The 20,872-nt window shown below is 33.2% G+C and carries 21 protein-coding genes; 19 read left to right on the plus strand and 2 right to left on the minus strand.

Features of this window, described 5'->3' with window-relative positions; all coding sequences use genetic code 11:
- Window positions 1-8: 8 nt before the first annotated feature.
- Window positions 9-1,358, minus strand: a complete 1,350-nt coding sequence (gene dnaA, locus MWH30_RS05600; RefSeq protein ID WP_248663071.1) for a chromosomal replication initiator protein DnaA — start codon at window positions 1,356-1,358, stop codon at window positions 9-11.
- A 574-nt stretch (window positions 1,359-1,932) separates the two neighbouring features.
- Here dnaA and rnpA point away from each other — a divergent pair.
- From rnpA to MWH30_RS05680, 16 genes are all read left to right on the plus strand, one after another.
- Window positions 1,933-2,289 carry a ribonuclease P protein component gene (gene rnpA / locus MWH30_RS05605; protein ID WP_248663072.1) on the plus strand — a complete coding sequence of 119 codons (357 nt, stop codon included), beginning with the start codon at window positions 1,933-1,935 and terminating at the stop codon, window positions 2,287-2,289.
- 21 nt (window positions 2,290-2,310) lie between these two features.
- Window positions 2,311-2,523 (plus strand): membrane protein insertion efficiency factor YidD, encoded by a 213-nt coding sequence (gene yidD, locus MWH30_RS05610; protein WP_248663073.1) that lies wholly within the window; start codon window positions 2,311-2,313, stop codon window positions 2,521-2,523.
- 86 nt (window positions 2,524-2,609) lie between these two features.
- Window positions 2,610-3,281, plus strand: a complete 672-nt coding sequence (locus MWH30_RS05615) for a YidC/Oxa1 family membrane protein insertase (RefSeq protein ID WP_248663074.1) — start codon at window positions 2,610-2,612, stop codon at window positions 3,279-3,281.
- A gap of 1 nt (window position 3,282) precedes the next feature.
- Window positions 3,283-3,912, plus strand: a complete 630-nt coding sequence (jag, locus tag MWH30_RS05620; protein WP_248663075.1) for an RNA-binding cell elongation regulator Jag/EloR — start codon at window positions 3,283-3,285, stop codon at window positions 3,910-3,912.
- 107 nt (window positions 3,913-4,019) lie between these two features.
- Window positions 4,020-5,411 carry a tRNA uridine-5-carboxymethylaminomethyl(34) synthesis GTPase MnmE gene (gene mnmE, locus MWH30_RS05625; RefSeq protein ID WP_248663076.1) on the plus strand — a complete coding sequence of 464 codons (1,392 nt, stop codon included), beginning with the start codon at window positions 4,020-4,022 and terminating at the stop codon, window positions 5,409-5,411.
- Window positions 5,412-5,437: 26 nt separating this feature from the next.
- A complete protein-coding gene (mnmG, locus tag MWH30_RS05630; RefSeq protein ID WP_248663077.1) occupies window positions 5,438-7,315 on the plus strand; it encodes a tRNA uridine-5-carboxymethylaminomethyl(34) synthesis enzyme MnmG in 1,878 nt (625 codons plus the stop codon).
- Window positions 7,312-9,204: a tRNA uridine-5-carboxymethylaminomethyl(34) synthesis enzyme MnmG gene (gene mnmG / locus MWH30_RS05635; RefSeq protein ID WP_248663078.1), complete on the plus strand. Its 1,893-nt coding sequence runs from the start codon at window positions 7,312-7,314 to the stop codon at window positions 9,202-9,204. The genes mnmG (MWH30_RS05630) and mnmG (MWH30_RS05635) overlap by 4 nt, the downstream gene beginning before the upstream one ends.
- Window positions 9,197-9,919 carry a 16S rRNA (guanine(527)-N(7))-methyltransferase RsmG gene (rsmG, locus tag MWH30_RS05640; protein WP_248663079.1) on the plus strand — a complete coding sequence of 241 codons (723 nt, stop codon included), beginning with the start codon at window positions 9,197-9,199 and terminating at the stop codon, window positions 9,917-9,919. Before mnmG (MWH30_RS05635) ends, rsmG begins: the two co-directional genes overlap by 8 nt.
- A 443-nt stretch (window positions 9,920-10,362) precedes the next feature.
- Complete coding sequence (gene noc / locus MWH30_RS05645; protein ID WP_248663080.1) at window positions 10,363-11,235, plus strand: nucleoid occlusion protein; 873 nt, start codon at window positions 10,363-10,365, stop codon at window positions 11,233-11,235.
- A gap of 15 nt (window positions 11,236-11,250) precedes the next feature.
- On the plus strand, window positions 11,251-12,012 hold the full coding sequence (locus MWH30_RS05650; protein ID WP_248663081.1) for a ParA family protein: 762 nt from the start codon (window positions 11,251-11,253) through the stop codon (window positions 12,010-12,012).
- Complete coding sequence (locus MWH30_RS05655; RefSeq protein WP_372494139.1) at window positions 12,002-12,874, plus strand: ParB/RepB/Spo0J family partition protein; 873 nt, start codon at window positions 12,002-12,004, stop codon at window positions 12,872-12,874. The genes MWH30_RS05650 and MWH30_RS05655 overlap by 11 nt, the downstream gene beginning before the upstream one ends.
- 571 nt (window positions 12,875-13,445) lie before the next feature.
- Window positions 13,446-14,597 carry an aminotransferase class V-fold PLP-dependent enzyme gene (locus MWH30_RS05660; RefSeq protein ID WP_248663083.1) on the plus strand — a complete coding sequence of 384 codons (1,152 nt, stop codon included), beginning with the start codon at window positions 13,446-13,448 and terminating at the stop codon, window positions 14,595-14,597.
- A gap of 27 nt (window positions 14,598-14,624) precedes the next feature.
- Window positions 14,625-15,302 (plus strand): DUF554 domain-containing protein, encoded by a 678-nt coding sequence (locus MWH30_RS05665; protein ID WP_248663084.1) that lies wholly within the window; start codon window positions 14,625-14,627, stop codon window positions 15,300-15,302.
- Between the two features lie 122 nt (window positions 15,303-15,424).
- Window positions 15,425-16,405, plus strand: a complete 981-nt coding sequence (locus tag MWH30_RS05670; RefSeq protein ID WP_248663085.1) for a M23 family metallopeptidase — start codon at window positions 15,425-15,427, stop codon at window positions 16,403-16,405.
- A gap of 45 nt (window positions 16,406-16,450) precedes the next feature.
- On the plus strand, window positions 16,451-17,056 hold the full coding sequence (locus MWH30_RS05675) for a bactofilin family protein (protein WP_248663086.1): 606 nt from the start codon (window positions 16,451-16,453) through the stop codon (window positions 17,054-17,056).
- Between the two features lie 68 nt (window positions 17,057-17,124).
- Window positions 17,125-17,367 (plus strand): YkuS family protein, encoded by a 243-nt coding sequence (locus tag MWH30_RS05680; RefSeq protein ID WP_248663087.1) that lies wholly within the window; start codon window positions 17,125-17,127, stop codon window positions 17,365-17,367.
- Between the two features lie 166 nt (window positions 17,368-17,533).
- Here MWH30_RS05680 and yyaC read toward each other — a convergent pair whose 3' ends face one another.
- A complete protein-coding gene (yyaC, locus tag MWH30_RS05685; RefSeq protein ID WP_248663088.1) occupies window positions 17,534-18,244 on the minus strand; it encodes a spore protease YyaC in 711 nt (236 codons plus the stop codon).
- Between the two features lie 149 nt (window positions 18,245-18,393).
- On the opposite strand from yyaC, the gene MWH30_RS05690 reads away from it, so the two are divergent.
- The 3 genes from MWH30_RS05690 to ychF all read left to right on the plus strand — a co-directional run bounded on the left by MWH30_RS05690 (window position 18,394) and on the right by ychF (window position 20,872).
- Entirely contained in the window at window positions 18,394-19,437 is a 1,044-nt protein-coding gene (locus MWH30_RS05690; protein ID WP_248663089.1) for a YkvI family membrane protein, read from the plus strand.
- 106 nt (window positions 19,438-19,543) lie between these two features.
- Window positions 19,544-19,723 carry a DUF951 domain-containing protein gene (locus tag MWH30_RS05695; protein WP_248663090.1) on the plus strand — a complete coding sequence of 60 codons (180 nt, stop codon included), beginning with the start codon at window positions 19,544-19,546 and terminating at the stop codon, window positions 19,721-19,723.
- Between the two features lie 48 nt (window positions 19,724-19,771).
- On the plus strand, window positions 19,772-20,872 hold the full coding sequence (gene ychF, locus MWH30_RS05700; protein ID WP_248663091.1) for a redox-regulated ATPase YchF: 1,101 nt from the start codon (window positions 19,772-19,774) through the stop codon (window positions 20,870-20,872).

The following is a 20,872-nucleotide window of genomic DNA, read 5'->3' on the forward strand; positions in this document are numbered from 1 at the left end:
GTATTTTTTTAAATTTTAACTCTATTAATTAACTTTTTTATAGTGCTGTTAAGTTCTTTATCTTCTTTAATTTGTTTATTAATTTTTTCATAAGCATGTAAAACTGTAGTATGGTCTTTACCTCCAAATTTTTCGCCTATTTTAGGTAAAGAAGAGTCAGTTATTTTCCTAGCAATATACATAGCTATTTGTCTAGGAAAAGTTATTGCTCTAGTTCTTTTTTTAGACTTCATATCTTTCATATCTAATTCATAATAGTCTGTAACTATTTTTTGAATTAGTTCAATTGTTATTTCTTTGGGTTCTGAGGTAGTGGGAACAATATCTTTTAAAGCTTTTTGAGCTAATTCAATAGTGATGTCATTTTCAGCTAAGGATGAATAAGCAACTACTCTAACCAATGCTCCTTCTAATTCTCTAATATTAGAATGAATTTGATTAGCAATATAAACTATCACTTCATTAGGTACACTTAGATCTTCTAACGTTGCTTTTTTACGCAAAATAGCAATTCTAGTCTCTAAATCAGGCTCTTGAATATCAGTAATTAATCCCCACTCAAATCTAGATCTTAATCTTTCTTCTAAAGTAGGTATTTCTTTTGGAGGACGATCACTAGAGATTATTATTTGTTTATTTGCTTCATGTAAGGTGTTGAAAGTATGAAAAAATTCTTCTTGAGTTCTTTCTTTACCAGCTAAAAACTGAATATCATCTATTAGCAAAATATCCATACTTCTATATTTATTTCTAAAATTAATCGCTTGGTCATCACGAATTGAGTTAATTAATTCGTTGGTGAATTTTTCCGAAGTAACATAAGCAACTTTGAGGTTTGAATTATGTTCTTGAATATAATGTCCAATGGCATGCATTAAATGAGTTTTACCTAAACCTACATCTCCATAAATAAATAAAGGATTATATGCTTTTGCTGGAGCTTCTGCTACTGCTAAAGAAGCTGCATGAGCAAAACGATTACTACTTCCTATAACAAAGGTATCAAAAGTATATTTGGGGTTTAAAGGAGTATTTAAATCGTTTTCTTGTAAATCTTTTTCTGGTGATTCATTATTATCTGAAATTACAATTTCTTTTTCTCTTTCTTGAGGAATTATAAATTTAACATCTAAATTTTTATCTATTAACTTATTAATAGTTTCTTCAATTAAATCAGAGTATCTTGTTTCCAGCCAGTCTCTAGAAAATTCATTAGGTACTTCAATTATAGCAGCATTATCTTTAATAGATAGTAATTTAGTAGATTTTAACCAAGTTTCAAAACTTGGTTTGCTTAACTTAGCTTTAAATATTTCTAGGCTTTCTCGCCAAATTTTATTTAAGTTTTTATTGGTCATAAAATCAAACCTCCTAACAAATTAAAAGTTATCCACAGGATTTTTTTGCAAACACTTTGAAGGTAATTATTTATATTTTACCCAAAATATTCAATTATAATCTTGTGATTACAACTAATAGACGCTTTATCCACAATAAATTACTACTTTATCCACAATATTATACTAAATATTATTTTTATTAGATATAAAAAGGCAAAAAAAATATATCAGATATAAGTTATCCACAGGACTGTTAATAACTTGTGAATAACTTTTAAATCTGATAACTGCTTAATTTTCTAAATTTAATTAATAAGGATAATCTATTTATTATTTTAATTAGGTACCATAATAATAACAAATCATTAATAAATTATCAACAATAATTTAAGGTATTTTTATAATCTTATACTTAGATTAACTCATGATTGTAGAATATATTTATTAAAAGCAAGGGATCATTTTTTAATATATCTTGACAGGAAGGTAATAAATAACTATAATTTATATAGTGGAGAAGATTTAATTTTTTATAGATTTATTTTTTGTTTATTTTCTATAATTGAATTTATATAGAGGTGCATTTATTTATATGAAAAAAAGTAATAAGACGTTTCCTAAATCGGAACGGTTAACTAAAAACCATCAATTTAAAAGAGTTTATGAGCAGGGAAACTCAATAGCAAATGAATTTGTAGTGCTATACTTTTTAAAAAATGGAGGTAATAAAAGGAGAATTGGTTTTAGTATTAGTAAAAAAATTGGTAAGGCTGTTATTAGAAATAGAATTAAAAGAATTTTTAAAGAAATCTACCGTAAAAATAAAAATGATTTAGTTTCGGGGATTGACTTAATTATTATTGCTAGAAAAGGAATTGCTGGAGCTTCTTATAAAGAAATTAAAGCTGCAGTCTTTAATTTATTTATAAGAGCTTCTTTGTTTAAATAAATTTAGGTGAGGTTATTAATAATGTTAGTTTATATAATATCTATATTAATTAAGCTTTATCAAAAGATTATTTCGCCTTGGCAACCTGGTAAATGTAGATTTTATCCTACTTGCTCTAATTATGCTCTTAGTGCTATTAATAAGTATGGTTTTTTTAAGGGGAGTTTAATGAGTATTAGAAGGATTTTATCATGTCATCCCTTTAATTCGGGTGGGTATGATCCAGTTGAATAGAACTGACAGTTCTTATAACTTAAAGTTAAAGTATTTTGTATTAATTAAGTAATATTTATAATTGATTGAGGAGGTTGTAAAATTTGTTGAATTTAATTTCATTAGGAATTCTAGGAGTTTTTGGTGATTTTTTTGGATGGTTAGGTAATTTGATGACTCAGTCTCTCGATTTTTTTTATGGTTTCACTAATAGCTACGGTTTAGCTATTATTTTATTAACGATTATAATTAAAATAATTCTATTCCCTTTAATATCTAAACAGACTCGTTCGATGAAAGCTATGCAGAAGCTGCAGCCTGAGATGAATAAGTTAAAGGAAAAGTATGAGGATGAGCCTAAAAAATATCAAGAAAAAGTAATGGAATTATATAAAAAGAATAAGGTTAATCCTGCTGCGGGTTGTTTACCTCTTTTGATACAGATGCCTATTTTGTTAGCTTTATTTAGGGCCTTACAGGAGTTTCCTGCCTTAGAAGGTGTTGATTTTTTGTGGATTGCTAACTTAGCAGAACCGGACTTTATATTGGTTATTTTGACTGGATTAGTGATGCTAGGGCAGTCTACTTTACAAAGAAAGATGTCTGGATCTGATTCTGGTAATAAGATTATGTTATTTATGCCTTTATTTATAGTAGCTATTGGTTCTCGTTTACCAGCTGGAGTTTTAGTATATTGGTTTACTTCTAATTTATTAATGGTTCTTCAGCAGTATATCATATATAGAGAACCAATAACTATAAAGGGGGAGTCAAGCTAGAATGGAAGAAATAATTCAAGAAGGAAATACCGTTGATCAAGCTTTAGAAAAGGCTTTGAATAAATTAGCCACTAGCAGAGATAGGGTAGAAGTAGAGGTTTTAGATGAAGGAAGCGAAGGTTTTTTAGGAATTATTGGCGGAAAAAATGCTAAAGTTAAGGTGAAGAAAAAAGAGGATAAAAGCAAGAAGGCCGTTGAATTTATGGAAGATGTAATTGCTAATATGAATTTAGATATTAAAGTTGAAAAGTTAGCGGATAGGTCAAATGATGAACAGGTAGTAATTAATTTAACGGGATCTAATTTAGGGATTGTAATCGGTAGGCGAGGTAAAACCTTAGATGCTCTACAATATTTAGCTAATTTAGCTGTTAATAAGTATGATGATGATTATCGTTTAAGAGTAGTTATTGATGCTGAAGGATATAGAGAACGTCGCAAAGAAACTTTACGTGATTTAGCTTTAAGACTAGCCGATAAGGCTAAAGCTAAAAATAAGAAGGTTGTTTTAGAGCCGATGCCTCCTCATGAGAGAAGAATTATTCATAGTGCTCTACAGAGTGATTCTCAAGTGAAGACTCATAGTGAAGGTGAAGATCCTTATAGGAAGGTTGTTATTGTAGCTCAATAGTTTGTTGATTGATAGAACCCAGTAGAATTTCTACTGGGTTTTAAAAATTTAAAGTTGAATTAAGTAATGGTAATTGGGATAATTTAGAGTTAAGAGAGGTGATTGAATTGTATTTTAAGGATACTATTGCTGCCATTTCTACTGCAGTTGGTGAAGGCGGCATTGGTATAGTTAGAGTTAGTGGAGCTGAGGCTATTTCAATAGTTGATCAGATTTTTAAAGCGTATGCTAAGCCTAAGCAGAACTTGAAAGAAGTGGCTGCTTATACAGCTCACTATGGGCATATAATAGAACCTGAAATAGAGCAGGTAGTTGATGAGGTTATCTGCTTAGTTATGAAGGCCCCTAAGACTTATACTCAAGAGGATATAGTTGAAATTCACTGCCATGGAGGTAGTGTTCCTTTGCGTAAAATCTTAAGTTTAGTTTTGGATATGGGAGCTAGACTGGCTGAACCGGGAGAGTTTTCTAAGCGAGCTTTTTTGAACGGAAGGATTGATCTTTCCCAAGCTGAAGCTATTATGGATGTAATTACTTCTAAGACTGAAGCTGGCTTGCAAGTAGCTATGGATCAATTGGAAGGTGGATTATCGAAACAAATTGAAGATATTCGAAGTAAGCTATTAACTTTATTAGCTAACCTTGAGGCTTCAATTGATTTTCCTGAGGATGAAATAGAAGGTTTTAGCTTTGCTGAGGTTGAAGAAAGGTTAAGTGAAGTTTTAGAATCAGTTGAAGATTTATTAGCTACTAGTAAAAAGGGAAGAATAATTAAAGAAGGAATTCAAACGGCTATTGTGGGCCGGCCTAATGTTGGTAAGTCTAGCCTTTTAAATGCTTTATTAAGAGAAAATAGAGCTATTGTGACTGAAATTCCGGGAACAACTCGGGATGTAATTGAAGAAGTTATTAATATTCAGGGAATACCTCTTAAAATTATGGATACAGCTGGAATTAGAGAGGCTGAGGATGAAGTGGAGAAAATTGGAGTTGCCAGATCACAGAAATTTTTACAAAAGGCTGACTTAGTATTATTAGTCTTAGATGCTAATTTAGGTGTTACTGAAGAAGATAGAGAAGTAATGGATTTGGCAGCGGATAAGGATACCATAGTAGTACTTAATAAGATAGATTTAGAGAGTAATTTAGATGTGGAGACATTAAAGAAGGAATTAGCTACTGAGAGAGTGATTGAAGTATCAGCTACTGAAGAGATAGGAATTAACGATTTGGAGGAGCTGATTTCGGAATTAGTCTTTGCTGGTCAGGTGGAAGCTAACGACCAAACTTTAGTAACTAGTTTACGTCATCAAGAGGCTTTAGAAGCTGCTTATGAGTATTTACTGACTGTTCAAGAGACTCTAGCCCAGGATTTACCGGCTGATTTTTTAACTATAGATTTAAAGGCTGCTTTAGAAGAGTTAGGTAAGATTACCGGAGATACTGTGGGTGAGGATATTATTGATCAAATATTTGCTGATTTTTGTTTAGGTAAGTAGAACTTAATTATTGGGAGTGATTTGTGGTGAATAACTATGAAGTGATAGTTATTGGAGCTGGACATGCCGGTTCTGAAGCGGCTTTGGCGGCAGCTAGGCTGGGTTGTAAAACTCTATTATTGACTTTAAATGCTGATCATATTGCTTTGATGCCCTGTAATCCTTCGATTGGCGGACCTGCTAAGGGGCATATTGTCAGAGAGATAGATGCTTTGGGTGGAGAGATGGCTAAAAATATTGATAAAACTTATATAAATATCAGGATGTTAAATACTGCTAAGGGCCCGGCGGTGCATGCTTTACGGGCCCAGGCTGATAAGCATCTTTATCAATTGGAAATGACTAAGACTATTCAAGCTCAAGAGAACTTGGACTTAAAACAGACTGTAGTAACTGAGATAACCGCTGAAAATAATCAAGTTACGGGAGTAAAGACTATTACCGGAATGGACTATCAAGCTGATAAGGTGATCTTAACTACCGGCACTTCCTTAGGCGGGAAGGTAATTATTGGTGAGACTAAGTATGTGGGCGGAAGACAGGGTGAGTTTGCAGCGGTAGAGCTTTCTAAAAGTTTAGCCAGACTTGGTTTTACTTTAGAGCGCTTTCAAACAGCTACTCCGCCGCGAGTTAATAGGAATTCTTTAGATTTTGCTAAGTTAACTATTCACCGTAGTTCTGATCAACCCTTACAGTTTTCTTTTACTGAAAAGAGGGCCGAAAGAGAACAGATTCCTTGCTGGTTAACCTATACTGGAGAAAAAACAAAGCAGGTTATTGAAAATAATATCGCTAAATCACCTTTGAATACGGGTATTGTAGAGGGGGAGGGCCCGAGATACTGTCCTTCCATAGACCGGAAAATTATGCGTTTTCCCGATAAAACTAGCCATCAGATTTTTATTGAACCTGAAGGTTTGAATACTAATGAAATGTATGTTAATGGATTAACTACCGCTATGCCTGAAGAGGAACAGTTGAAAATTTTGCGCAGTGTACCGGGAATGGAGTCAGCAGAAATTATGCGGCCTGCTTATGCTGTGGAATACGATTACTTACCTCCAGCTCAGCTAAAACCAACCTTAGAAACTAAACGAATAGAGGGTTTATATACTGCTGGCCAAATTAATGGTACTTCTGGTTATGAGGAGGCAGCTGCTCAAGGATTAATGGCGGGAATTAATGCTGTACGGAAGTTACAAGACCAAGAGCCTATCATTTTAAAGCGTTCCGAAGCCTATATTGGTGTCTTAATCGATGATTTAGTTACCAAGGGAACTAATGAGCCTTATCGAATGCTGACTTCTAGAGCAGAATATCGTTTGATTTTAAGACAGGATAATGCTGATTTACGTTTAACTCCTCTTGGCTATGAGATAGGTTTAATAGATAAGTCTGTTTATCAGCAGTTAAAAGAAAAAGAAAAACAGATTAAAGAGACTCAGGAGTACTTGGGAGAAGTTCAAATTACTCCTACTAAGGAAGTTAGAGAAAAATTGAAGGATTTAGAGAGTGGGGGCTTAAAAAAGGCCGTATTTTTAACTGATCTATTAAAACGTCCCGAGATAGACTATGATACTTTAAAACAGTTTGATCAACAGTTACCAAAGCTACCTAAAAAGGTTAAAGAACAGATAGAGATCGAAACTAAGTACGAAGGATATATTAAAAGACAGTTAAAACAGGTAGCAAAGTTTAAACAGATGGAAGAGAAAAAGCTACCGGAGGATATAGACTATTATCAATTGGAGAATTTAAAGATGGAATCACGGGAAAAACTAGCAGAAATAGAGCCGGTTTCTTTAGGTCAAGCTTCTCGAATTGCTGGAGTTTCTCCGGCCGATATTTCGGTATTGATGATCTATTTAGAAGAATTAAGGCAACAAGGAGCGGATAAGGAATGAAGGAATATGATGTAATTGTAGTAGGAGCTGGACATGCTGGAGCTGAAGCAGCCTTAGCAGCAGCTAGACTAGGTGGGGATACCTTAGCTTTAACCGTTGATTTGGATAATATAGCTTTAATGGCTTGTAATCCTGCTATTGGCGGGCCCGCTAAAAGTCAAATAGTAAGAGAGATAGATGCCTTAGGGGGAGAGATGGCTAAGAATATAGATAGGTCCTTTATTCAGTTAAGAATGCTGAATACCGGTAAGGGGCCAGCAGTACGTTCTCTAAGAGCTCAAGCTGATAAAAAGAGCTATAGCTTAAATATGAAAAGAGTATTAGAAGAAGAGGAAAACTTGAATATTAGGCAGGGGATTGTGACTGAACTATTAGTGGGAGACGGGGTAGTTAAAGGAGTTAAACTAAAGACTGGGATTGAATTTTATGGAAAAAAGATAATCTTAACTACGGGTACCTTTCTGAAAGGATCTATTATTATCGGTGATCATTCATTTAACTCGGGCCCGCATCATCAGTTTCCAGCTAATGCTTTATCGGAGCATTTAGAGGAATTAGGTTTTGAGCTACGTCGCTTTAAAACAGGTACTTCTCCGCGAGTAGATAAGCGAACTATTGATTTTTCCCAGTTGATTAAGCAGCCAGGTAGCGAAGGAGATATCTCTTTTTCTTTTACTGAGCTAAGCAGCACCCAATTAAAAGAGCAGGTTCCTTGTTGGTTAGTCAGGACTAATGAGAAAACTCATCAAATAATTAGAGATAATATCGATTTATCTCCTCTTTACGCAGGAGATATTGAAGGGGAGGGCCCGCGATATTGTCCTTCTATTGAAGATAAGGTAATGAAGTATCCCGAAAAGGAACGTCATCAAATTTTTGTAGAACCAGAAGGAGAGTATATTTTTGAGATGTATCTTTCTGGATTTTCTACCTGCTTACCCGAAAGTATCCAAGTCAAAATGTTACATAGCTTACCGGGTTTTGAAGAGGCTAAGATTATTCGACCGGGCTATGCTATTGAGTATGACTGCGTTAATCCCTTGCAATTAAAGCCTACCTTAGAGACCAAAGTAATTAAGGGTCTATATACTGCTGGTCAGATTAACGGCACATCTGGCTACGAGGAAGCAGGAGCTCAGGGTTTAATAGCTGGGATTAATGCTATGCGTCAACTCCAAGGAGAGGAAGCGGTTATTTTAAAGCGTTCCGAAGCGTACATTGGTGTCTTAATTGATGATTTAGTTACTAAGGGGACTAATGAGCCTTATCGAATGCTGACCTCTAGAGCTGAATATCGCTTAGTTTTAAGACAGGATAATGCTGATCTACGTTTAACTCCTTTAGGTTATCAGCTAGGCTTAATTACAGAAAAACGATATCAAAAATTTAAAGCTAAAAAAGAGGCCATTGAGCAAGAAAAGCAGCGGTTAAAGAATTATAAAATTTATCCTGAAGATGAGGTACAGTCCTATTTACGTAAAGTAGACTCCACAGAAATTAGCCGAGATGATACTTTAGGTCGCTTATTAAGAAGACCGGAATTAAACTACGAAAAATTAGCTGGATTGGATAAAGAACGAGCAGACTTGGCTCCCGAAGTGATAAAACAAGTAGAAATTCAGTTAAAGTACGAAGGATATATCAAAAAACAGCTTAAACAGATAGAGAAAAAGAAAGAATTAGAAGAACAGCAGATTCCTGAGGAGATAGATTATGAGCAGATAGAAGGCTTATCAGCAGAGGCTTTGGAAAAATTGAAAAAGGTAGAGCCTATTTCTGTGGGGCAGGCATCACGGATTGCCGGAGTAACACCAGCAGATATATCTTTACTGGTGGTTTATCTGCAGAAGTTAAAAAGAGAGGTTACAAAGGAGAATCAGCATGAATAATAAAGAACTATTAATTTCTGGAGCAGCAGAGCTTGGAATTAAACTAAAGGAAAAACAGGTTAGACAGTTTATGGATTACAAAGACTTTTTACAAGAATGGAATCAAAAGATAAACTTAACTGCTATTGAAGATGATCAGGAGATTATAGTTAAGCATTTTCTGGATTCTCTTTCCTGCTTAAAAGCTATGAAGTTTTTGAATGATAAAGATAAATTGATTGATGTAGGAACGGGAGCTGGATTTCCTGGTTTACCTCTTAAAATTATTTATCCGGAGTTAAAATTGGTACTATTGGATTCAACTAAGAAAAAAGTATCTTTTTTGAGAGCTTTAAGTAGGGAATTAGAACTACAAGATATTGAATTTTTACATGGGCGGGCTGAAGATTATGGCCAAGATAGTAATTATAGAGAAAAGTTCAAGGTAGGAGTCGCTAGAGCTGTAGCTTCTCTAGAAGTATTAAGTGAATATGTGCTTCCTTTTTTAAAGGTTGGTGCTTTCTTTATTGCTCAAAAAGGAGATGCCATTAAGGATGAGGTAATTGATGCGAGTAGAGCAGTGGAAAAATTAGGAGCTGAGTTTGTTGATGTTAAAACTGTTAATCTTCCTCACACAGAAATTGAAAGGAGTTTAGTGATTATTAATAAAATAGCTAAGACCCCTCTAGACTATCCTCGTCGAGCTGGAATTCCTAAGCAAAGTCCGATTGTTTAACAACATTGTTATATTGTTGCGTTGGCGTAGGGGGCCAAATAGGTGTTTCACGCTAGAAAAGATTATTTGATGCTTCTAAAACTCATCTCCACTAAAATAAGAGCAAGCCAATTTTAATTGGAAAAATTGGCTAAACCAGCTCTTATTTTAGCTCCGATTCGTTAAGAAGCATTAACAAATAATCTTTAATATCGCTTAGAAACACCTATTTGGCCGTGCTGATAATGAAATTGATTTTTCACGATAACATAATCCCCTAGGGGTACCCAGACTTCGTTAGAGTGCAACAATAGACCGATAATGTTTTATTTTTAAACTATACGTTACCAGTAAAATAATTTCCTTTTTATAGAAAAAAAGAAATAAAAAGCTAAATAAAGAAGGAAATCTAAACTTACTTACAGAATAAATTAAACTAATATCTCAAAAAGTGAGGGTTGTTAATGAAAAATCGATTAACAGATTTATTAGGGTTTAGAAATGGAGAAAAGCAACGAAGGAGGGATGAACAAGAAGATTTTGAAGAAGAACAGGTAAGTATTGAGGAAATACCGATAGAGGAGTTGAGTCCTAATCCCTATCAACCACGAGTTGATTTTGATGAAGTAAAATTGAAAGAACTAGCGGAGTCAATTAAAAATCACGGTATTATCCAACCATTGACAGTTAGAAAGAAAAAGGAAGGTTATGAGATAATAGCTGGTGAAAGACGACTGCGAGCTAGTAAATTAATTAATTTAGAGAAAGTGCCAGCAATAGTAAAAGAGTTTGGAGAAAAAGAAACAGCAGAAATAGCTTTAATAGAAAACTTACAGAGAAAGGATTTAGGTTTTTTAGAAGAAGCTGCAGGTTATCAAAAACTATTAAGCAACTTCGATGTAACACAAAAAGATTTAGCTGAACAGATTGGTAAAAGCCAGTCAACAATTGCTAATAAGTTACGCTTGTTGAAGCTACCAGAAGAAGTTCAACAATTAGCTAAGCATCCCAATGTTAGCGAAAGACATGCTAGAGCTTTATTAAAGCTACCAAATGAAGAGTTACAAACAAAAGTTATTAAAGAAGCAATAGAGGAAGAATATACAGTTCGAGAAACTGAAGACTTAATTGAAGAAATAATGAATGAACTGAATAATAAAGATGATTCCGAAGATGAAATTAAAATTATTAAATGTTTTAATGATGTAAGACTTTCTTTAAATACTATCAGAAAGACTATTGATGATATCAAGGATAGTGGTTTAGAGATAGAAGCCGAAGAAATAGAGCAAGAAGACTACATAGAAGTTAATATTCGCTTACCAAAGAATAAATAATTTGAGGTGAATGGTATGGAAGAAGTTATAGCTATTGTTAATCAAAAAGGTGGAGTTGGTAAAAGCACTACTGCAGTTAACTTAGGTGCTAGCTTAGTGGAGCTAGGAAAAAAAGTTTTATTAATTGACATAGATCCTCAAGGTAATGCCAGTAGTGGAGTAGGTTTAAATAAGAATGATATTGAGAACTGTATTTATGATGTTTTAGTTAATGATTGTCTATTAGCAGAGGTAATAGTTAATACTGAATTGATTAACTTTGATTTAGCTCCAGCTACTTTGGAATTAGCAGGAGCTGAGATAGAGTTAGTTTCCAAACTTTCTAGGGAAGAGAGGTTAAAACAAGCCTTTGCAAAGAGTAGCTTAGACTATGATTATGTTTTGATAGACTGTCCTCCTTCTTTGAGCTTATTAACTTTAAATGCCCTTACAGCTGCTGATTCTATTTTAGTTCCTATTCAGTGTGAATATTATGCACTAGAAGGCTTAAGTCAGTTATTAAGTACTATTGAATTAGTAAAGGGAAATTTAAATGAAGATTTAGAGCTTGAAGGAGTAGTCTTAACGATGTATGATGCGCGGACTAATCTTTCTCAACAGGTTAGAGATGAAGTACAAAATCATTTTGGAGAGCAAGTTTATAAAACGATTATTCCTCGTAATGTTCGTTTGAGTGAAGCTCCTAGCTTTGGACAACCTATTAATCTTTATGATAGTTCTTCTGCGGGAGCTCAGGCTTACTTAAGTTTAGCAAAGGAAGTGATAGATTGTGAGTGAAAAGCGATTAGGTAGAGGATTGGAAGCTTTGATTCCTACTCCGGATAGTACAGATTCTTCTCAGCAAGGTGAGGTAAAGATGGTGGAAGTTGAAGAGATTAAGCCTAATCCTTATCAGCCTAGAGAGGGATTTGATAAGAAGTTATTAGAAGAATTAAGTGTTTCTATTCGAGAACATGGTTTAATTCAGCCTGTGACTTTAAGAAAGAAAGGTGATGGTGGCTATCAGTTGGTGGCTGGAGAAAGAAGGTGGAAGGGAGCTAAATTAGCAGGTTTAGAAAGTATTCCTGCTATTATTCAAGATTATAATGAACAGCAAATGATGGAAGTAGCTTTAATTGAAAATTTGCAAAGGGAAGATTTAAATCCGATTGAGGAGGCTAAGGCTTATCAAAAGTTAATTGATGAGTTTGATTTAATTCAGGCTGAAGTGGCAGAAAGGGTAGGTAAGAGTCGGTCGGCTATAGCTAATTCATTGAGACTGCTTAATTTAGCTCCTGAATTACAGAAGGATTTGGCAGATAATAGATTGACTGTTGGTCACGTGAGAGCTTTGCTGACTTTTGATGATTTTGTTAAGCAAAAGGAGGTAGCGAAGGAATTAATTGAAAATGAGTTGACAGTTAGAGAGACTGAAAGATTAATTAAGAAGCTGACTGCTGAAAATTCTAATTCAGGAGATAAAAGCAAGAAAGAAGTAACTAAAAAGGATCCTAACCTAGTAATGATTGAGGATAGCTTACGTAAAAAGCTAGGGACTCAAGTGAGTATCAAAGATGGTGAAGAAAAAGGACAGATAGTTATTGAGTATTATTCGACAAAGGATTTGGATAGGATATTGACTATTTTAAAGGATGAGTAAATTCTTCAAATCGTAAATTTGCGCCTAAATGTATAACTTTGTGCTAAAAGTGTTTTTTCACTACTTTATATACTCTAAGATAGACATACTATTAGATGAGCCTAGATAAACCTTCTTATAAATAAATATTCTTTAGAAAATAGTAATAAGTGTATCGTCCTTGCTTAGTAAGCGGGGACGGTTTTTTATGGAAGAATGTTTCATATGAAACATTCTTCTTCGAAGTAGTAATAATAGGGATTTAAGTAGCAGGTTGTTTCACGTGAAACAATTTTTGAGTTTTTTAAAGTAGAAATCTCTATAGATTTTTATTTCTTGAAGGAAGCCTTCTTTATTTTATTGGTATTCAATAATAAATTAAAAATATTATTTTGAAAAAATTTTGATAGTTCTTTTAAAAAGTTTAAAATTAGATAGCTTAATGATATAATGTAGTTAAATTATAAATATAAATTGTTATATAGTTGCCTAAAATAGGCTATTTTGTTATCAATTAGTTAGCATCTAGTTTAAAATGATTTACTATCTAAATTTAATGCTAAATAATATTTAATATTAAAGGAGCAAAAAAATGATTTATTTAGATAATGCTGCTACTTCATTTCCAAAGCCAGAAGCTGTTTACGAAAAGATGAATGAATTTATGCGTTGTAAAGCAGCTAATCCTGGTCGTTCTAGTCATCAATTAGCTGTTGCTGCTGATAAAGAGCTTTCTTCAGCCAGAGAGTTATTAGCTGAATTTTTTAATGCTCAAGATTCAGCAGAAATTGTTTTTACTTTAAATGCTACTGATGCTTTAAATTTAGCGATCAAAGGTGTTTTGGATAAAGGTGACCATGTTATAACTACTACTATGGAACATAATTCAATAACTCGCCCTTTGAAATTTTTAGAGAAAAAAGGTATAATTGAGTTAAGCTTAGTTAACTGTGATTCTCAAACTGGAGAATTAAGTATGCAAAATTTTAAAACTGAGCTTCAAAATAATACTAAATTAGTAGTTATAACTCATGCTTCAAATGTAACTGGAACTTTAATGCCTATTGCAGAAATAGGGGAGTTGACTAATAAACAAGATATAGTTTTTTTAGTTGATGCTGCTCAAACTGCTGGTGTCTATCCTATTGATGTTCAAGCATTGGGGATAGATTTAATGGCCTTTCCTGGCCATAAAGGTTTATTAGGCCCGCAGGGAACTGGCGGTTTATATATTAGAAAAGGTTTAGAATTAGCTACTTTAAGAGAAGGAGGAACAGGTAGTAATTCTGAAGCTATTTATCAGCCCCAAGTAGCTCCTGATAGATACGAAAGTGGAACTCCTAATGGAGTGGGGATAGTGGGGCTAGGTGTTGGAGTTAATTATATTCAGGAAAAGGGAGTTGATGCTTTAAGAAGTAAAAAATTGGAGTTGACTGATTATTTATTGAGTGAACTGCAGAGCATAGAGCAGGTTAAAGTTTATGGGCCTCAGGATATCAGCAAGCAGGCACCGGTACTTTCTATTAATTTGGGCCCTAAGAATGCTAATGAAATAGCATTTATCTTGGATAGAGCTTTTAATATTGCGGTAAGGTCTGGTTTGCATTGTGCTCCTTTTGCTCATCAAACATTAGGAACTATAGATCAAGGAACTGTGAGGATTAGTTTAGGTAATTTTAATACTAAAGATGACTGTCAAGAATTGATCAAGGCTATTCAAAAGATTGCTCAAGAGTTGAAATGACTTTTGTTTTGCTAGAGGTGGTATTGAGTGAAAGGGACGATAGTAAATACAGTAGCTATTATTGTTGGAAGTGGCTTAGGTATCTGTTTAGGACGTAAATTTTCTACTTCTTTAAAGGAAACATTGTTGCAAGGATTAAGTTTAGCCGTTTTATTAATAGGAATGGAGATGACTTTGGAAAGTAATCAGCTATCAGTAGTTATTTTCAGTTTAGTGATTGGGGGTATTATTGGTGAATTATTAGGCATAGAAAGTAAATTAAAGAACTTTGGTAATTGGTTAGAAAGTAAGTTTGCCGTTGGTCACGGTGGTATTGCTGAGGCTTTTGTAAGAACAACTCTGATTTACTGTGTAGGAGCTATGGCAATCATGGGAGCTATACAAGATGGTTTAACCGGAAATCCGGATATTCTATATGCTAAATCAATGTTAGATGGCTTTTCGGCTATTGCTTTTACTTCTACTATGGGAATAGGGGTAATTTTTTCCTCCCTATCGGTATTATTTTATCAAGGGACTATCACTTTGTTAGCTAATAGTTTACAATTTTTGTTAACTCCTGAAATTGTGGCGGAAATGACAGCAACTGGGGGATTGCTAATTATAGGTATTTGTATTAATATTTTAGGCATGGCTGAGATTAAGGTTGGAAATTTATTACCTAGTATTGGTGTGGCTATTTTTTTAGCTCATTTAATTATTTAAACAGTTTTAGTAAAATAGACTAATTATTTTAAAAATTTAAAGGTGATTTCGTTTTTTTGTCGAATTAAAAATTTTAAGAGAGTTTTTAATTAACTTAGATTTGTGAGGGGGATCTTTTAGATATGTCTTATTATGATAAAGAAAAGAAAATTACAATTAAGATTATTCCTCACCTTACTGGTAAAGTAATTAGTTTTCAGCTACCTAGAATTATTCCCAAGTTATTAATTACTTTTTTATTAATAGGGCTAGTGGGTAGTAGCTTAGGATTTGCTTTTTATTATCAACAAAATAAAATGTCTTTGCAAAGAGCTGATTCTTTGAGCCAGGTGAAGGAGCGAAATAAGGAATTAAAGTCTAAACTCCATACTTTTTCTGAAGAAACTGAAGTTTTAGAAAAAGAGTTTAGAGAAATTCAGGAAACTAATCAGAATATAAAAAGATTAATTGATTATGATGATGCAGATGAAGAACAACAGGTCAATCAGGACTTTGAAAGTGGAGAAACTATTACTTACAATAATGAGGGTTATAATAATTCTTATAATTCCTATAATCAAAACTGGGGTCCTGAGAATACTCAATCTACTACTTTAATTAGTAGTACTAGAAGTCGATTATCAGAATTAAGTACTTTAATCCCTGAAAAAAGAGATGAATTAAAAAGGCTAAAGGAATCAGTAGTTGAGTATAATGATTATTTAGCTTCTAAGCCTAGCGGTTGGCCAGTTAAGACTAATGAAAAAAGGATAACTTCTAAATATGGATATAGAAGCCATCCAGTTACAGGTAGAAGAACTTTTCATAATGGCTTAGATATTGGAGTTTGGTATGGAACTGAAATATATGCTACTGGAGAAGGAAAGGTTATAGAAGCAGGCTGGAAAGGTGGTTATGGTAGAACGGTTATTATCGACCACGGTTTTGGATATCGTACGCTTTATGGGCATAATCAGAGCTTGAATGTAAGTGTAGGCGATAAAGTTGAAAGAGGTGAATTGATTGCCTATTCAGGGAACTCTGGTCAAAGCACGGGCCCGCATTTGCACTATGAGGTTCATGTAGATGGGAAGCCGGTAGATCCTTTAGAATACATAGAATAGTATTTAAATTTAATTATTCAAGTCTAATAAGGAGGAGTAATTATTATGTTATTTGGTGATAAAAAAAAGAAGCAAAAAAAATCAAAGCGAGTAAAATCAGATAGTATGGAAACAATTATTGGAGCTGGAACAGAAATTGATGGAACTATTAATACTGAAACCTCTCTAAGAATAGATGGTAAATTAAATGGTAAATTAATATCAAAAGGGGATCTAGTTGTTGGTGAAGAGGGAGTTCTAAAGGCAGATGTGGAGGCTAGAAATGTAACGGTTGCTGGCACTATAAAAGGAAATGTAATTACTGAAAATAAGTTAGTAATTGTTTCTAGCGGTAAGCTAATTGGTGATATCAAGATTTCCAATTTGATTGTTGAAGATGGAGCAATCTTTAAAGGAAAAAGTGAATCTAAATCAGCTTTAAATAAGAATCTTTCAGATTCTAAGGATAAAATTGAAGATACAGCTCAAAAATCTGAGAATGATAAAAAGAAAGAGCAAGCTAAAAAAGATCAGGATAAAAAAGAAGATAATAAATCTAAGGATGAGCAAAAATCTAAGCAACAAATTAATAAAACTAGTAAAACTGAGCAGAAGAAGTCTCGTTCAAAAAACAAGAAGGTATTAAGGGGAAAGATCAAGGAAGATAAGTAAGCTGAAGTATAATTAAATCACTTTCAGAGAATAATATTTTTGAATTAATAACTCTGGAGGTGGGGTAATTGAAAGTAGCTATTGAAGAAGGATTGACAAACTATAGGGACTATTTAGAACAAAAAGGTTATCAGGTATTGGATATGGAAGCTGCTGATAAAGAAGCAGACTGCTTAGTAGTTAGTGGTTTAGATACTAATAAGTTAGGGATTCAGGATGTAGAAGAAGATACTGATAAACCAATTGTTTCAGTTAAGGGTAAGGATGTGGAAGAAGTTATTGCTCAACTTGAAAAATATGGTAATTTATAAAAAATAAAAATATCAATATAAGCACTAAGGGGGCTACTAGCTAGTAGCCCCCTTAGTGCTTATTACAATTATCAATCAAGAAATTTTTCTTTATAACTTACTTATAACTTACTCGAAAGTTAGTTTAAGTTCTTTGTTTTTAAGATAAGTAAGAGATTAGTGAAAATTATATATAGTTCAGATTTCTCAATCCCCAGTTGATTCCTCTAGAAATTACTTTAGCCATTTTAAATACTAGGCTTAAACGGGTACTTTGTAAGACAAAGTATTCCATATAACCTCCAATATTAACTAGGCCGGTAATATGCATATCACCAACAGGGGGTAACTCTTTATTTACTCCTGAGCCTGGTTTAAGCGGGCCCTGTTCTACACTGATTGAACCTACACTACTATTTCTTCCTAAACCAGCATCAATTGCTAAAATAAAAGGATTTGGATATTTTTCCTTAATTAACTTTAATTTTTCTTTTAAATTAGTAGCATGTACTGGATTATTTAAAGTTCCAAAAACAGGTACTTTAGCAGAAATAGATTTATTTAGGTTATTACCTATTAAGGGACCTAAAGAATCGCCAGTAGAACGATCAGTACCTATACAAAGAATTACAATTTCTTGATAACGATTGTCAAATAATTGCTCTAAAAATGAAACAATTAATTTTTTTAAATTATTGGCAGCCCAAGGGTCATCTATATGAACTTTATTTTTATCCAATAATGCATCACGATCGAAATCAACTTCAGCTTGGGTAGTCGTTATTTCTTGAGTAGGATCATTACATTGGGAGCAAGTAGTAGGAGTATCTAAAAAAAATTCAAGATCCATTACTTGTTTGCCACAGTTTTTACAGATAATACTTTCAAAGCTTCCCATATTCAATTCCTCCTGATTCTTTAAAGTCTTAAGTTAATTATGCGCAAAGTAAAAGCAAAGTAATCTGTTAAATATTGGCGCTTAAGCTTAATGAATGCCTAATTTAGCTAATATACTTTAGTTATATACTCGATTCAAGGAGGAAAACTATGACCAAAAATAATAGGCAAACTATTCAAGTTGCTTTTACCTATGTAGGGGCAGTAATTGGAGCTGGTTTTGCTTCTGGACAGGAAATTCTTCAATTTTTCACTTTAAATCCTGGTAGTTATATAGGGATTTTAATTTGTGGGCTGTTATTTACTATTTTAGGCTATTTTAAGCTTAAAATTGCTTTAGACTTTAATCTTTATACTTACCATCAATTTTTTAATCAATTGGGAGGAAGAAAAATAGCTAACTTTGCTAATATAGTAACTTTTCTTTTTTTATTTGGCAGCTTAATAGTTATGCTGTCAGGTAGTGGAGAAATATTTAGCTCCTACTTTCAATTGAGTAAATCATTAGGGATTTTATTAACCTTTATGATTATGGCTTTAGCTGTTAAGTTTGGCATAGAAGGTGTGATGAAGCTAAATTTATTCTTAATTCCTCTGTTAATGATAGTTATATTTTTTATTTTTTTTGTAAATGTAGAGCTAAACTTTATTTCAACTAGTAACACTTTAAATATTTCTGAGCTGCCAAAACTTATTTTTTATTCTATTATTTATGCAAGCTATAACTTATTTTTGGCCTTGCCAGTTTTAATAGCTATTCCAAGTAGGGTTCAGCAAGAGAGATTATTAAGAAAAGGTAGTATTTTAGCAGGAAGTATAATAATTACTTTAGCTTTAATAGTTAACTTCTTATTAATGCAAAATCTTAATTTAATAAAAGAAAGCCAAGTTCCAATTTTAGATGCTTTAAGCCATCAACAGTCAGCTATGTATTTAGTATATTCAGTAATACTTTGGTTAGCTATGCTTACTACTGGTAGTAGTAATTTATATGGACTAATAGTTGAATTAAAAGAGAAACTTCCTCTTTCTCTAAATAAGCTATTAGTTTTATTTGCTTTGATCACCTTTTGCTTAGCTAGACTTCCTTTTGCTGATTTAGTAGCTATAATTTATCCTTCCTTAGGTAATATCGGACTTATAATTATTATATTTTTATTCTTAAAGTACTTAAAAGAGAAGATAATAGTATAGGAGAGTATTGAAAAATAATTATTTTTGCAATTGGGATTATAATCGATTATAATTATATTTTAGATGAATAACTAATTTTTAGATTTAGAGTTAAGGGGGGAAGTGAATGGAGTTCGAAGTTGGAGAAGTAGTTAAACTTAAAAAAGGACATCCTTGCGGAAGTAATAACTGGGAAATATTACGTACTGGGATGGACTTTAGACTTAAATGTTTAGGTTGTGAAAGAGTAATTATGCTAGCTAGAGCTAAGTTTGAAAAGAGCTTTAAAGAAAAAGTTGAAAACTAAGAGATCAAGTTTAGAAACTTAATCGATATTAAGGAGAGGTTATTAGGTATGGGAATGAAATGTGGAATTGTAGGCTTACCTAATGTGGGTAAGTCTACCTTATTTAATGCAATTACTGAAGCAGGAGCAGGAGCTGAAAACTATCCCTTTTGTACTATTGATCCTAATGTAGGTATTGTTGATGTTCCTGATCAAAGGCTACATAAATTGACAGAGATTATAGAGCCTCAAGAAACTATTCCTACAGCTATTGAATTTGTAGATATTGCTGGTTTAGTTAAAGGGGCCAGTAAAGGAGAAGGTTTAGGTAATAAGTTTTTATCACATATTAGAGAAGTAGATGCTATTGTGCATGTAGTGCGCTGTTTTGAAAGTAAGAATATCACTCATGTAGAAGGGGATTTAGATCCAATTAGAGATATTGAAACTATTAATATGGAATTAATACTGGCTGATTTAGCAACGATTGAAAATCGAATGGAAAAGACTGAACGAATGTTAAAGAGCGGAGAACAAAAATATAAAGATGATATGTTATTATGGAAAAAAGTTAAAAATAGCTTAGAGTCTGCACAAGCGGTTAGAAACTTAAGCTTAACTGAAGAAGAGAAAGAAAAGCTAAAAGACTGTCATTTATTAACTATAAAGCCTGTGCTTTATGTAGCTAATATAGGTGAGGAAGAAATTAAAAGTAATCAAGAAAATAGTTATTTGCAAGCTGTTAAGGACTATGCGCAGCAGGAAGATACAGAGATGATTACTGTTAGCGCTGAAATAGAAGCAGAGGTGGCAGAGTTAGAAGGAGCAGCTAAGGAGCTATTTTTAGAGGAGCTTGGAGTTGAAGAATCTGGCTTAGATAAATTAATTAAGGCTGGCTATAAGTTATTAGGTTTAATTACCTTTTTTACTGCTGGTGAAAAAGAAGTTAGGGCTTGGACGGTTAAAAAAGGCTCTACTGCTCCGGAGGCAGCAGGAAAAATACATAGCGATATGGAGCACGGCTTTATTAGGGCCGAGGTAGTAAGCTATGAAGATTTAGTAAAAGCTGGCTCTTTTGCTGAAAGTAGAGAACAAGGCAAATTGAGATTAGAGGGTAAAGATTATATTGTAAAAGATGGGGATGTATGCTACTTCAGGTTTAATGTTTAA

This window comes from Fuchsiella alkaliacetigena, assembly GCF_023227765.1.
GTDB lineage: Bacteria > Bacillota > Halanaerobiia > Halobacteroidales > Acetohalobiaceae > Fuchsiella > Fuchsiella alkaliacetigena.